Genomic DNA, 13,379 nt, shown 5'->3' with positions numbered 1-13,379 from the left:
GCCTTCGCCCTAACCCAGCGCCGTGCGCCTTGGAAGCCGCGTTGCGGGACCCCCGCGAGCTTTTCTCTCAGAACCCTGCCGTGATTGTGAGCGCCGGGCCGCTCGAAGGCTCGGCATCGCCCGCTACCTTGAAGCGGTACTCCGCAGAAAGGCGCGCCGAAAGCTGCCCGCGCGAAACGGTGACGCTGGCGGACGGCCCGATGTCGGCCCGGCTCGCGCCTTCCTGCGCCCCGCCCCATGCGCCCGCGCCTATGCGTAGCGCAACTGCGGAACCTCCGGCATCGACGGAAACCACTTCGCGGTCGGCCACGATTTGCCCGTCGGCGAAGGCGGTCTCGTAATCGCCGCCGACATAGCCAGCCTGCCCGTAACCCCGCGCTTCGAGGCCGAGCGGCAGCGGCGCCCGGTCGAAACCGCCAGCGAGGAAGGCAGCCGGACGGACTTCGGCGTCGCCGCCGGATTCGAGGATGCGCGCCTCGACATGCGCTTGGATCGGAATGGTGCGGATCGGCCGGATGCTGATCCCGAGCGCCGCTTCCTGCGCGGTATCGTCGCCGAGCGACGAACTGGCGCGGGCGTAGATGGCGCTGCGGTTCGCCCGTCCGATGCCGGGATGGTAGCGCAAAACCGCGCCCACCTGGCTCCCGCCGAGCGTAGCGGGCGCGATACCGCCATCGGTTGTCGCTGGGCCCTCGCGCATAAGTATCCAACCGTCCGCCGACCAGCGCTTCGTTCGAGGCCGATCTTGGCGGGCGGGCATGACCGGGAGCGGAGCCGCATCGAGGCGTGGGACTGGGGTCGGACTAGCGGTTTGCAGAGCTAAGGACGACAGGATCGGCACCGCAAATTTCGGTGAAGTTTTCGGTGCGACCTCGGTCATCTGCGGAACTGGCGCGATGACACGCGCGAAGGGCTCGTTCGGGCGCTCTATTACCCGCTTGGTGCGGTTGAGGGTGCTCTCGGCATCGTTGTGGACGTTTTGGTCCGGCATTACCAAAGACGCCACTTCGGCTTGCACTTCTGCCGCAACCAGCAGCCCCTCTGCGGGCGCGACGACCGACCCGGCGAGCATCCACATCCGAACCCCGATCCACATCAGGATGAGCGCCGCGAACGCCGCGATGGGCTCGCCGCGGCGGCGCGCTTTGAAAGCGCGGCGATCGGTTCTCGACAAACCGCTCATATCTCGGGCGACTTCGCGCCAAGCACATCGGCAGGATGGTGGAAATGCGCGGTCTTGTCCCACCGCGGCGGCGCTCCGCCCGGCAAACCCTTCAGATACGCCGCGACTGCGCGGTAACCCGCCATGATCGTGATGATGTTCGACACCGGCATGCGCAGCACTGCGCGTAAGGCTTCGCGCCAACCGAACTCACGTGCCGTGAAGATGGCGCGGACGATCACCCGCCAGACGAAGAAGCCGAAATTGATGAGCAGCAGCGACGACAGCACCGGATCGAGCCGCACCGGCTCCTGCCACCCGGCGAGGTACAGGCCCCAACCGAACGTCGTTGCGGCGACGAGCAGATAGCCGAGCGCCAGCAACAGCGCCGCAAGCGGTCCGCGCCGGTCGCGCAGTTGCATCCAGAGATTGACGAGGCCGCCCTGCCAGCCGAGCCGGTCCCAGCTTTGCAGCGCAATGCCGTGTGTCCATCGCGTCTTCTGCCGCACCGCCTGGTCGAGATCGGCTGGAAAATAGGCTCGCGTCGCGATCAGCCGCCCGTCAGCCGCATCGCGAAAGCGCGCGAACCGCGTGCGTCCGCCGAGCGCGGCAATCCGCATTCCGAGCTCATAATCTTCCGTCAGGGAAGTCCGCGCGAACGGCTCGTCCGTTTCCTGCTGCGCCGCAAGCTCGGCCAGCATCTGCCGGTCGATCGCGCAGCCGACGCCCGCCCCCGGCAAGCTCGCACCCAGGGCGCCGCGTACCGGCATCGCCTTTCCGTGGGCCTCGGCGAACTCGTCGGAGTAATGACCCGAAATGTAAGGCGACGCAGGCAGCGGCATGGCGAGCACCGGGATCTGCACGAACTCGGCGCCGTGCATCTCGCTTTCCATCAGGTTGAGCGCTGCCGGATCGACCATGTCTTCCGCATCGTGCAGTACGACCATGGTGTAGTCCCCGCCGCGCTCTATCTCGTCCTTCGCCATCGCGCGGTAAATCGCGTTCAGGCAATCGGCCTTGCACGTCGGACCCGCCCGGTCGTGTAGGACCAGACGTATGCGTTTGTCGCGTTTCGCAAGCCGGCTTACGACCGCAGCGGTATCGGGATCGTTCGGGTAGCAGCCGACGAAGAACGCGACCTCCTTCTGCGGCCAAGCCCGCGCCGCGTGCATAATGGTGTGCCCGATGACTTCGGCTTCCTGCCAGGCCGGAATGAAGATCGCCGTTCTGCTAGCGAGCGCGCCGGCATCCGCCAATTCAAAGCGCGGCGTGCGGATGGCGCCCGTCAGCCTGCCGAAGAGATAGCATAGGTCGATCGCCAACTCGTCCAGCGCGCCGACAAGAAAGAAGACCGCCGCAAACAACAGCAATTCGTGCTGCGCGAGCGCGGCCCAGTCTGCGAATTGCGTTTCGACCCCCGGCACGCGTGCGCCTTTCCCCAATATCGGCAGCGGCGGCGCATCAAGGCTTGCAACGCGCGGCACTTTGCGAAAAAGACGCCCCTACATGGCAGATATTAAAGCTCCCCTTAAGCGGCTGGTCGCGCCGGTACGCTCACTGTTCGTGAGCGATGCGTCCGCAGGCGTATTGCTGATCCTGGTCGCGGCGGCAGCCATGCTGGTCGCCAACTCCCCCTTCGCGGGCGAGTACAAGACGCTGTTCAACGGCTACTGGTTCGAGAAAGACGTCTTCAAACTCAATACCTTGCACCTGTGGATCAACGACGGGCTGATGGCGATCTTCTTCTTCGTCGTCGGTCTCGAAGTGAAGCGTGAACTGATCTGCGGGCAGCTCGCCACGGCAGAGCAGCGGCGCCTGCCGGTCCTCGCCGCGGTTGCCGGCATGGCCGCGCCCGCAGCCGTGTACCTCTATTTCGTCGGCGGCGGAGGCACGCTCTCCCAGGGGTGGGCGATTCCCGCCGCAACCGACATCGCCTTTGCCATGGGTGTTCTGGGGCTTCTCGGCAGCCGCGTTCCGGCTTCGCTACGCCTGTTCCTGCTGACTGTCGCCATCGTCGACGACATTGGCGCTGTCGTCATTATCGCGCTGTTCTATACCGCCAATATCAAGCTCGTCTGGTTGATCGCGAGCCTTATCGTACTGGGCGGCCTTATCGCCATGAACCGCGCGAACGTCAGCCGGATCTGGCCCTATGTCGTCGTCGCACTGGTACTGTGGTTCTGCGTCCTCAACTCGGGCGTCCACGCCACCATTGCCGGGGTCGTTGCGGCCTTTACCGTCCCCATGCACCGGAAGGACGGTAACAGCCTGCTCGAAACCATGGAGCACAGTCTCGCGCCGTGGAGCGCCTATCTGATCGTGCCGGTGTTCGGGTTCGCCAATGCCGGCGTTTCGCTGACCGATATGGGGGTCGACGAACTGCTCGCACCTTTGCCGCTCGCGGTCGCAGCGGGGCTTGTGCTGGGCAAGCAGTTCGGGATCTTCTCGTGCATCTGGATCGCGGACCGGATCGGTTACGCCAATCGCCCGCCTAACGCCAACTGGCCGGAAATCTGGGGCGTTTCCGTTCTCTGCGGGATCGGGTTCACCATGTCGCTGTTCATCGGCGAACTCGCGTTCGTCGGACCGGGAAGCATGGCACTCCTACGCGAGGAAGCGAAGATCGGTATCCTCGGCGGATCGCTGATCTCGGCGATCCTCGGCTACACGATCCTGCGGTTGACTACGAAGCATCCCGAAGAGGAGCCGCTTCAAGCCTGAACGCTGAAGCGCGCTGTTACCAGGTGCCGGTGTTCTCCATGCTCGCCCACGGTTCCGCGGGATCGAGATAGCCGTCCTGTAGCAGTTCGACCGAAATCCCGTCGGGCGACCGCACGAACGCCATATGCCCGTCGCGCGGCGGACGGTTGATCGTGACGCCCGCATCCATCAGGCGCTGGCAAGTCTCGTAGACGTTCTCGACCCGGTAGGCGAGATGGCCGAAATTGCGGCCGCCGCCGTATTCCTCCGGCTCCGACCCGTCCTCTGGCGGCCAGTTGTACGTGAGTTCGACTTCGGCCACGCCTTCCTGTCCCGGCGCGGCAAGGAAGATGAGCGTAAAGCGCCCCTGCTCGCTATCGAAGCGCCGCACTTCCTCAAGGCCGATGAGCTTGAAGAAATCAATCGTGGCGTCGGGATCGCTGACCCGGATCATCGTATGGAGATATTTCGTCATGGCCAGAAAGGTAGAGCGCGCCCGCGCGCTTGCAAGACGCAGATTGCTGCGGGCGGCAAAAAGGGCGCGCAGCCATCGCTACGCGCCCTTCGGTGGTGGCGCACGCTTCTCCCCTTAGAAGCTGGCGCTCAGCGTGACGACCAAGGCGTCGTCGACGAAGTCGTAATTGCCGACCGGGATGTCGCCTTCCGCGCCGACATAGGCTGCGCTGATCGACAACGGCCCGTAGAGCGTCGCTTCCGCGCCGATCGACCAGTCGAAGGCTTCGCCGTTTTCGGTGTAGGTCAGGAAGCCGTCGGTCCAGCCGAGATGGCCAGTGACGGTCAGCGGCGTTCCCGGAATTGCTGTGCCGAGGTCCGTATAAAGATATAGATTGTCCGTGCCGCCGAGCGAATCCTGCTCCGGGGCATAGGCAATACCGACGGTCGCTTCGGCCGGCCCGACATTGAAGCCGGTGGAACCGTAGACTTCGAGATAATCGAACTCGCCGGGGCCGGCGTCGGGATAGAGGTAACCGATGACCCCGACATCAACGGAGAACGCATCGGTAAGCTGCCCGCTCCATCCTCCGTAGACATCGACTTCAGTGCTGCCGTACCCGACAGTGTCCTCGTCCAGCGACGAGGCCCAGGTACCGACGTAGAAACCGGGATCGGTGGCAAGGTCGAAGCCGCCCTGGATGGCCATCTCACCGCCGGACAGATCGACGCCGCGGAAGCGGTACTCGCTCGTCAGCGCGACGTTGGCTGAGACGGAGAACGGTGCAGCGGTATCCTCCACCTCTTCGGGCGGAAGAACGGTCTGGGCCTGCGCGGCGGTTGCGGAAAGTGCGGCACCTGCGAGAAGTGCGGGCATGGAAAGACGTGCGGCGAGGCCGCGAAAGGACGTGAGCATTTCAATTCCCCTTGGGTTGACGCTTCGTCCCACCTGCGAATATCAGCGCACCTTATTTTCGGATGGTGTCTGCCGGTAGATTCGCAACAATATTGCCTGTTGATGCTGCGTCGCACAAGCCCGGTAAGCAAATTTCCGGTCATTCGCACCCTGGTTGTGGATTTTGTGCACTAGCGAAGGATCGCAAGCGCTCGACATTCATTGAAAGCTCAGACCCGTTTCAGTAAAGGCGCGGCTATTCCGCTTTCCGATCGCTACGGAACGACGCCGCCGCGTAGCGCGCGCAAGCAATCAGTCCTTCGAACCGAATTAAGAGTGCATGTTAAACCCGTTCGCCTCCATCTTTCGCAACCGTAGCAAGTCCGCTCCGCAGCCGTCGGTACCGCCGGGCGAACGCTATTACGTGATCGGCGATATCCACGGGCGCCGCGACCTGTTCGGCAAGCTTATCGAAGCGATCGACGAGGACGACCGGAAGGCGGGCGTCGCGGCTTCCACCGTCGTGCTGCTTGGCGACCTCGTCGACCGCGGACCCGATAGCGCAGGTGTGATAGCCGATACGATCGACTGGCAGGATCGCCGCACGGTTCGCTGCCTCGCAGGCAATCACGAAGAGATGTTTCTCGATTCCTTCACCGATACCGAGGTTCTTCGGCACTTCGTGAAGCACGGCGGACGGGAGACGATCCTGAGCTACGGGATCGACCGCAAGCGCTACAACGGACTGTCGCTCGACGAACTGCAGGAAACGATGAACGAGATCGTTCCGAAGGAGCACCGCGATTTCCTCGAAGGGTTCGAGGAATTGATCATCGCGGGCGATTACGCCTTCGTTCACGCTGGCATCGACCCAAAACGAGCCATCGATGAGCAGAAGCGGAAGGATTTGCTCTGGATTCGCGACCGCTTCCTGAGCCATGAGGGCGCGCTCTCGCATGTGGTCGTCCATGGCCACACGATTTTTGACGAGGTGGTCGACCATGGGAACCGGATCGGTATCGATACCGGCGCCTATCGTTCGGGCAAGCTCACCGCACTCGTGCTCGAGGGCGACTTAAGACGATATATACAGACGGTCGATAACGGCGGCCACCTGTCAATTGAGAAAGTGGACTAAGCAGCATGAAAATAGCGATGGTTGGATCGGGCTATGTCGGCCTCGTATCCGGGGCGTGCTTTGCCGATTTCGGACACGACGTTGTCTGCATCGACAAGGACCAGTCGAAGATCGACCGTCTGCACGACAATATCATGCCGATCTACGAGCCGGGTCTGGCGGCGCTTGTCGAAAGCAACGTCAAAGCCGGACGCCTGACTTTCAGCACCGACCTGCCCGAAGCGATTCAGGGTGCGAGCGCAATCTTCATCGCAGTCGGCACGCCGAGCCGCCGCGGCGACGGTCATGCCGACCTGTCCTATGTCCATGCAGTCGCGCGCGAAGTCGGTGAGAGCCTGGCGAACGATGCCGTCATCGTCACGAAATCCACCGTTCCGGTCGGCACCGGTGACGAGGTCGAGCGCATTCTTCATGATAGCGGGACCCAGCACCGCTTCGCAGTCGTCTCCAACCCCGAATTCTTGCGCGAAGGCGCAGCAATCGGCGACTTCAAGCGTCCCGACCGTATCGTGATCGGAACCGAAGACGACTTCGGCCGCGAGATCATGCAGCAGGTCTATCGCCCGCTGTTCCTCAACCAGTCGCCTATCCTGTTCACCTCGCGCCGCTCCGCCGAACTCATCAAATATGCTGCGAACGCGTTCCTCGCGACGAAGATCATGTTCATCAACGAAATGGCTGATCTGTGCGAAAAGGTCGGCGCGGACGTGCAGGACGTCAGCCGCGGCATCGGCAGTGACAACCGCATCGGTCCGAAGTTCCTCAATGCTGGGCCGGGCTATGGCGGTTCGTGCTTCCCCAAGGATACGCTCGCGTTGCTCAAGACCGCCGAGGACTACGACAGCCCGGTCAGGATCGTAGAATCTGTCGTAAAAGCCAACGAAACCCGCAAGCGCGCGATGGGCCGGAAGGTCGTCGAAGCACTGGGCGGCGCGGAAGAAGCGCGCGGCAAGACCGTTGCGATGCTCGGCCTGACCTTCAAGCCGAATACCGACGACATGCGCGATTCGCCTTCCATTGCAGTCGCGCAGACCCTTCAGGATGCAGGCGTCAAGGTGCGCGCCTACGACCCCGAAGGTATGGAACTGGCCGCGCCGATGATGCCCGACGTAGAGATGATGAAAGGCACGTACGAAGCCATCGACGGGGCTGATGCGGTCGTCATCGTGACCGAATGGGACGCCTTCCGTGCGCTCGACTTCAAGCGGGTAAAGGACCTGCTCAAGACCCCGGTGCTCGTCGATCTTCGCAACATCTACAAGGCGAAGGACGTCGAGGAGGCAGGATTTACCTACGCAAGCGTAGGCCGGGTCTAAGCGGACTGAACGGGGGTCTAAGCGCACCTAGCGATGTCTAGCGCGCGGTAAAGAGGTGCCAGGAGGCCTGTAAGCCGGGTTCTGTCTCGCGGCCGGTATGCGCAAAGCGCACCAGCCGCCGCGAGGGCAGCCATTCGTCTAGGCGGGGGATTGCTCCCCGCGCTCAAGCAGCCAACCCGGACGGTCGCAGGCGCGAACCTCGAGGCGAAACGCCTCGGCCGGACAAACCGGCGCGCCGTCCCTATTCGGCCTTGCTCCAGGTGGGGTTTACCATGCGGGCCCCGTTGCCGGTCGCCCCGGTGCGCTCTTACCGCACCCTTTCACCCTTGCCATTCGGCCCGAGGGCCGTTTCGGCGGTTTGCTTTCTGTGGCACTATCCCTCGTCCGCCGCCCGAAGGCCGCGAACGGGCGGGCGTTACCCGCCACCTTCGTTTCGTGGAGCCCGGACTTTCCTCGGTGAAGCGGATGCTCCAACGCGGCTGCCCGGCCTCCTGGCGAAGCGTTACCTAGTGCGTCCCTCGTCGCGGTCCAAGAGCAATCTGAACAGGATCGCGCGAACCTGCCCGTCGATTACGCCGTCGATCTTCTCCGGCCGCCAGCGCCGCTGGAAAGCTTCGACCGCCTTGCGGCCATCGGTGATGTCGTAGCCGAAGCGTTCAAGTGCGAGATAGAACGCGCCGTCGTTGTCGAACGGATCGCCGAGATCAAGCTTCTCCGGCCGCGGCAGGGCGAGGCCGTATTCGGCGAGCCGGTCCCACGGAAAAAGCTCGCCCGGATCGATCTTGCGCGCCGGTGCGATGTCCGAATGGCCGACCACGTTGGCGCGCGGAATATCGTAGGTTTTGACGATGCGGGAAAGCAGCGGGACAAGCGCATTGAACTGCGCCTCGCTGAAGCCGCGGTATTCGTGGCGATGTCCCGGATGGTCGAGTTCGATCCCGATGCTTGCCGAGTTCACGTCCTTGTGTCCGCGCCAGTAGGATATGCCGCCGTGCCACGCGCGCTTGTCTTCGTCGACGAGCCGCACGACCTCGCCCGCTTCGCTGATGACGTAATGAGCGCTGACCTTGGATTCAGGATCGGTCAGCCGCTCCACGGCGAGATCGACATTGTCCATCTCGGTATAGTGAATGACGATCATCGAGACCGGCAGCGCGCGCTCGTCGAAATTGGGGGACGGCACGTAACGGTGGACGAGTTCATCCTCGCCCGGCTTTCCGGCCGCGTCTTCGTGCGCCGAACGGTTGAACGCGCCCCGGTCGGGCGGAGGCAGATCGCCAGGAGCGTCGCCGCTCACCCGATCATACCTTCGGGTTCGGGCAGTGCCGCGCCGAGGACCAACGCCTTAGGATCGTGGTGGAACTGCAGCGAGCCGCCCTGGTCTTCGGCGAGCTGGGCGATCATGTAGGCCGCAGCGGTTCGGCTGGTAAGCTCGTCCGCATCCAGCGATCCGTCCAGCGCCTCGCCGATCGTCTGGTCGAACGCGACCCGCTCTCCGGTAGCACGGACCACGATCTCGACCGAGCCGCCGCGCCGCTCGGCCCCGATATCGAGCTGGCCGCCGCGGATCAGCGAATCGATCGCAATCTGCGCGAAATTCAGCATGACCTTGACCGCGGGCTTGGGCAGCGTGCGCTCGGCCAGCGCCCAATTGAGGGTTATGCGCGCATTGTTGCTGGCAAGCGCATTAATGAGTTCCTGCGGCTCCTCGACCGGAACGGCCTCTCCGAAACCGCCCGCCGCACCGAATGCGAGGCGGAAGAACTTGAGCTTGTCGGTGCTGATCTTCGCGCTCTGTTCGAGCAGTTCGAGGCACTTCTGCCGCATTTCGGGGTCCGGCTCTTCGGCGAGCAGTTCCAGCCCGTTACTCAGGGCGCCGACAGGGCTGAGCATATCGTGGCACAGGCGCGAGCACATCAGAGCGGCAAGTTCGAGGGAAGCATTGGTGGTCATCGAATACCCGGTTCGGCAAGGAAGAATGAAAAAGCAGCGCAGTCCTTAGCGGTCATCGATAAGATAAGAAACCTTTTGGAAACCATCTTCCCCATCGCGCCAGAACGCGGCCGTGCCCTCGCCAATGATTGCCCACAAACGTCCGTCGCGCGGCGATAGCGCTCCGTCGGTCGCGGAAGGCCGGGCACGCCCCACCGGATGCGAATGGTAATAACCCGCGACGCGTGCGCCCCCCGCCCTCTCCTGCCGCAGCACGTCGACGAGGATCTGCGGATCGATCTCGAAATGCGTATCCGGGGCGGGATGGACATTGGGTGATGGCAAGAGCCCGGTGATGTGCTCGGCGTTTGCCGGGTCGGCCGCGAGCATGATCCCGCAGGCCTCGTGCGGAGCGGCGCTGGCTGCATGGTCGAACATTTCCTCCATTAGCGCGCTTGAGATCGTGACCCTCATCGCGCATTCCGTAACCATGTCGGCCGCCGAAGTCATTACAGGGAACCTCGATGCGATCGGAGTGCGGCTGGACAAGGCGCTCGCCGACGCCAGCGGCCTGTCGCGTGAGCGGATCAAGGCGCTGATTGCCGAGGGTTTCGTCAATGTCGGCGGGAAACGGCTCGCCACCCCGTCTGCAAAACTTGAAGAACCGGCCGAGTTCACCATCGACGTGCCGCCTGCCGCAGAGGCGGAGGCTGCGCCCGAAGACATCAAGCTCGAGATCGTGTTCGAGGACGAGCATCTCGTCGTGGTCGACAAACCGGCTGGCATGGTCGTCCACCCGGCGGCAGGCAACTACAGTGGAACGCTGGTCAATGCCCTGCTGCACCACTGCCGCGGCCAGCTTTCGGGCATCGGCGGGGTTGCGCGCCCCGGCATCGTCCACCGGATCGACAAGGACACCTCGGGCCTGCTGGTCGTCGCCAAGTCCGATCCCGCACACGAAGGGCTGGCGAAGCAATTCGCCGATCATTCGATCCACCGGCGCTATCTCGCGGTCTGTTCCGGTGCGCCGAACCCCGCATCGGGCACGATCGATCGGCGCATCGGACGCTCCGATGCCGACCGCAAGAAAATGGCGGTGCTGCCCGACGATGCGAAGCGCGGGAAAACGGCGGTTACGCACTACCGGACGTTGCAGCCGCTGAAGGGCGCGGCGCTCATCGAATGCCGCCTCGAGACCGGGCGCACGCACCAGATCCGCGTTCACTGCGCGTCAATCGGGCACCCGCTATTAGGAGACCCGGTATATGGACGCATCAGCCGCGACCTGCGGCAGCTTCTCAAAGACATCGGTTTTGACCGGCAGGCGCTGCACGCAGCCAAGCTTGGTTTCGTTCACCCGGTTACCGGCGAGGAGGCCAAATTCGCCTCCCCCCTGCCAGCCGACATGCAGGAACTTATCGACGAAACCGCTCGTTGAAATCGATGAAAGTCGCTGCCTTTCTCCTCGGTTTTGCGCTAGAAGAATGATGCGACCGCAAACCACGAACGCCGCTTTTCGGGTTCGGGAACGCAGGTTGGCGATAGAAAGGTTAGGGAAGACGTGAGTAACAGCAAATCGCCGACGGTCCCGGCGCTCAACGGTGAGCAGAGCCTCAACCGTTATCTGGCCGAAATCAAGAAATTTCCCGTGCTGACGGCGGAGCAGGAATACATGCTCGCCAAGCGGTACGAAGAGCATGAAGATCCCGAAGCTGCCGCGCAGCTTGTGACCTCGCACCTGCGCCTCGTGGCGAAGATCGCGATGGGCTATCGAGGTTACGGGCTTCCCGTGTCGGACCTCATTTCCGAAGGCAATGTCGGCCTGATGCAAGGCGTCAAGAAGTTCGAAGCCGACCGCGGTTTTCGCCTCGCGACCTATGCGATGTGGTGGATCAAGGCCAGCATGCAGGAATTCATCCTGCGCAGTTGGAGCCTCGTGAAGATGGGTACGACTGCCGCGCAGAAGAAGCTGTTCTTCAACCTGCGCCGCATGAAGAAACAGCTCGACGCCTACGAAGACAGCGACCTCAATCCGGAAGATCTGCACAAGATCGCGACCGATCTCGGCGTGCCGGAGCAGGAAGTCATCAACATGAACCGCCGCATGATGATGGGCGGCGATGCTTCGCTCAACGTGCAGATGCGCGGCGACGAGGAGGGCGGCGGCCAGTGGCAGGACTGGCTGACCGACGATCGCCCACTGCAGGACGAAACCGTTGCGGATGCAGAGGAAAAGCAGGTTCGTCACGAAATGCTTACCGAAGCGATGGAAGCGCTGAACGAACGCGAGCAGCATATTCTGACGGAGCGCCGCCTGACGGACAATCCGCAGACGCTTGAAGAACTCTCGAAGGTCTACGACGTCTCGCGCGAACGAATCCGCCAGATCGAAGTACGCGCTTTCGAGAAGCTGCAAAAGGCAATGCAGCGCATCGCCGGCGAACGGCTGATGCCCGCCGCAGCGTAAACGATCGCCAACAGATAGAAGGGCCGGATGCGCGACGCACCCGGCCCTTTTTCGTGGCATTCCCTAAAGGCGCGGGCGATGACGATGTCCAGGATTTTACCCAGCGCGCGGGTCTTTCCGTCATGCGGAGGGTCTTCTGCCTCGATCCGAAGCGAACCATAATTAAGTGGTGTTTAACCAGGTGCGGCGTAGCTATAGGCTCGCTTCTACCGTCAACGACAACGGTGCTACGAGTGATGGGAGAGTTTTATGGCGAAGGCGGTGGAGAGCGGTACAACCGTTAGCCAAGCGCATTCGACGACGGCGGTCGGGACTGCATCGACAGACAAAAAATCACGGTCGCTCGCGATCGATCGCGCAAGAGGCCTGGGCATAGCACTGGTCGTGTGGGGCCATTTGGCCACTGCTGCAACTCCGGGTCTACCGACCTGGTTCTACATTTCCGTCAGCGTGATCTACTCGTTCCACATGCCGCTTTTCATGTATCTGAGCGGCTTCGTTTTCTTCCTCAGCCGAAGTCACGAGCGTTTTTGGGAGCATCCCGCAAAGCAGGTCTGGAACCGGTTCGATCGCCTGATGGTCCCGTGCATTGCGTTCGCCCTGATCACGGTGACCGGCAAGGTGCTTCTTCTGAACGACGGAACGCTAAGCGAATACCTGCAACTGATGCAGCAAGCGCTTGAGATGACCATAACGAATGAGAGAGGCAATCCGGTTCTCTCGATCTGGTACTTGATCGTCCTGTTTCTCTACTCTGTTATCGTGCCGATAATACTGAAACCCTTGCCGAAACCTGCGCTATTTCTGGTTGTCATCGGCTTCCTGTTATGGGCGTTTACATTCCCCGAAGCATTTTACATTGAACGTATCGCGCAATATCTGGTGTTTTTTGCAATCGGCGGCGCTGTCGCCACGTATCGCTCTCAGGTTTTACCAAGGGTGTCCGCATGGTATATACCGATAACGCTGGTCTTCATGCTATCGTGCTACCTGCTATTGGCTGACGAGTATGCGCTTCTGATTTGCGGCATCGCATCCACCTTTGCGATCCACGGACTGTTCATGCAGAAATTTTGGGACAGAGATCGGTTATTTCTGTTCCTCGGGCGCAATTCCATGGCCATCTACCTGCTAAACACGATTGTGATTGGTTTGGCTCAGATCGCGTACGTTCGCTACCTTCCGTATCAGGGAAACTGGTTCCTGATTTACTCGCCCCTCGTGTTTATCCTAGCTATTCTGCTTCCTGTAGCGGTGCGGCACATCCTCGGCCTCGATCCGCGAGGCAGCTTCCTGCAAAGATACTTCAACTAATT

At 62.2% G+C, this 13,379-nt stretch carries 13 protein-coding genes and 1 other RNA gene; 6 read left to right on the top strand and 8 right to left on the bottom strand.

The genetic code is table 11. From position 1 onward, the window contains the following. Window positions 1–67: 67 nt before the first annotated feature. Window positions 68–1,183 (bottom strand): hypothetical protein, encoded by a 1,116-nt coding sequence (locus HUV48_RS10430; protein WP_176267698.1) that lies wholly within the window; start codon window positions 1,181–1,183, stop codon window positions 68–70. After that, window positions 1,180–2,586 (bottom strand): glycosyl transferase family protein, encoded by a 1,407-nt coding sequence (locus HUV48_RS10425; RefSeq protein ID WP_176267854.1) that lies wholly within the window; start codon window positions 2,584–2,586, stop codon window positions 1,180–1,182. The genes HUV48_RS10430 and HUV48_RS10425 overlap by 4 nt, the downstream gene beginning before the upstream one ends. A gap of 82 nt (window positions 2,587–2,668) precedes the next feature. On the opposite strand from HUV48_RS10425, the gene nhaA reads away from it, so the two are divergent. Beyond that, window positions 2,669–3,883: a Na+/H+ antiporter NhaA gene (gene nhaA, locus HUV48_RS10420; protein ID WP_176267697.1), complete on the top strand. Its 1,215-nt coding sequence runs from the start codon at window positions 2,669–2,671 to the stop codon at window positions 3,881–3,883. A gap of 16 nt (window positions 3,884–3,899) precedes the next feature. Here the strand turns inward: nhaA and HUV48_RS10415 are convergent, their stop codons facing one another. Next, entirely contained in the window at window positions 3,900–4,337 is a 438-nt protein-coding gene (locus HUV48_RS10415; RefSeq protein WP_176267696.1) for a VOC family protein, read from the bottom strand. Window positions 4,338–4,451: 114 nt separating this feature from the next. Beyond that, a complete protein-coding gene (locus HUV48_RS10410) occupies window positions 4,452–5,231 on the bottom strand; it encodes a TorF family putative porin (RefSeq protein ID WP_176267695.1) in 780 nt (259 codons plus the stop codon). Window positions 5,232–5,550: 319 nt separating this feature from the next. On the opposite strand from HUV48_RS10410, the gene HUV48_RS10405 reads away from it, so the two are divergent. Together HUV48_RS10405 and HUV48_RS10400 are read left to right on the top strand one after the other, a co-directional pair. Continuing rightward, on the top strand, window positions 5,551–6,348 hold the full coding sequence (locus HUV48_RS10405) for a metallophosphoesterase (protein ID WP_176267694.1): 798 nt from the start codon (window positions 5,551–5,553) through the stop codon (window positions 6,346–6,348). Between the two features lie 5 nt (window positions 6,349–6,353). Continuing rightward, window positions 6,354–7,664 carry a UDP-glucose dehydrogenase family protein gene (locus HUV48_RS10400; protein WP_176267693.1) on the top strand — a complete coding sequence of 437 codons (1,311 nt, stop codon included), beginning with the start codon at window positions 6,354–6,356 and terminating at the stop codon, window positions 7,662–7,664. A gap of 54 nt (window positions 7,665–7,718) precedes the next feature. Here the strand turns inward: HUV48_RS10400 and rnpB are convergent. The 4 genes from rnpB to HUV48_RS10380 form a co-directional block, all read right to left on the bottom strand. Beyond that, window positions 7,719–8,159: RNase P RNA component class A (gene rnpB, locus HUV48_RS10395), an RNA gene on the bottom strand. Window positions 8,160–8,166: 7 nt separating this feature from the next. Next, complete coding sequence (locus HUV48_RS10390) at window positions 8,167–8,805, bottom strand: N-acetylmuramoyl-L-alanine amidase (RefSeq protein ID WP_176267853.1); 639 nt, start codon at window positions 8,803–8,805, stop codon at window positions 8,167–8,169. Window positions 8,806–8,957: 152 nt separating this feature from the next. Further along, window positions 8,958–9,617: a histidine phosphotransferase family protein gene (locus tag HUV48_RS10385; protein ID WP_176267692.1), complete on the bottom strand. Its 660-nt coding sequence runs from the start codon at window positions 9,615–9,617 to the stop codon at window positions 8,958–8,960. 45 nt (window positions 9,618–9,662) lie between these two features. Then, window positions 9,663–10,070: a M67 family metallopeptidase gene (locus HUV48_RS10380; protein ID WP_176267691.1), complete on the bottom strand. Its 408-nt coding sequence runs from the start codon at window positions 10,068–10,070 to the stop codon at window positions 9,663–9,665. 16 nt (window positions 10,071–10,086) lie between these two features. Between HUV48_RS10380 and HUV48_RS10375 the strand changes: the two genes are divergently transcribed. The 3 genes from HUV48_RS10375 (at window position 10,087) to HUV48_RS10365 (ending at window position 13,377) form a co-directional block, all read left to right on the top strand. After that, window positions 10,087–11,034 carry an RluA family pseudouridine synthase gene (locus tag HUV48_RS10375; protein WP_176267690.1) on the top strand — a complete coding sequence of 316 codons (948 nt, stop codon included), beginning with the start codon at window positions 10,087–10,089 and terminating at the stop codon, window positions 11,032–11,034. 123 nt (window positions 11,035–11,157) lie between these two features. Next, the gene (rpoH, locus tag HUV48_RS10370; RefSeq protein WP_176267689.1) at window positions 11,158–12,063 is read left to right on the top strand and encodes an RNA polymerase sigma factor RpoH; all 906 of its coding nucleotides are present in this window, start codon (window positions 11,158–11,160) and stop codon (window positions 12,061–12,063) included. A gap of 249 nt (window positions 12,064–12,312) precedes the next feature. Then, complete coding sequence (locus HUV48_RS10365; RefSeq protein WP_176267688.1) at window positions 12,313–13,377, top strand: acyltransferase family protein; 1,065 nt, start codon at window positions 12,313–12,315, stop codon at window positions 13,375–13,377. Window positions 13,378–13,379: the final 2 nt, after the last annotated feature.

It is taken from the genome of Qipengyuania atrilutea (assembly GCF_013370205.1).
Classification (GTDB): Bacteria; Pseudomonadota; Alphaproteobacteria; order Sphingomonadales; family Sphingomonadaceae; genus Actirhodobacter; species Actirhodobacter atriluteus.
This window is presented reverse-complemented; position numbering and strand designations above follow the sequence as displayed.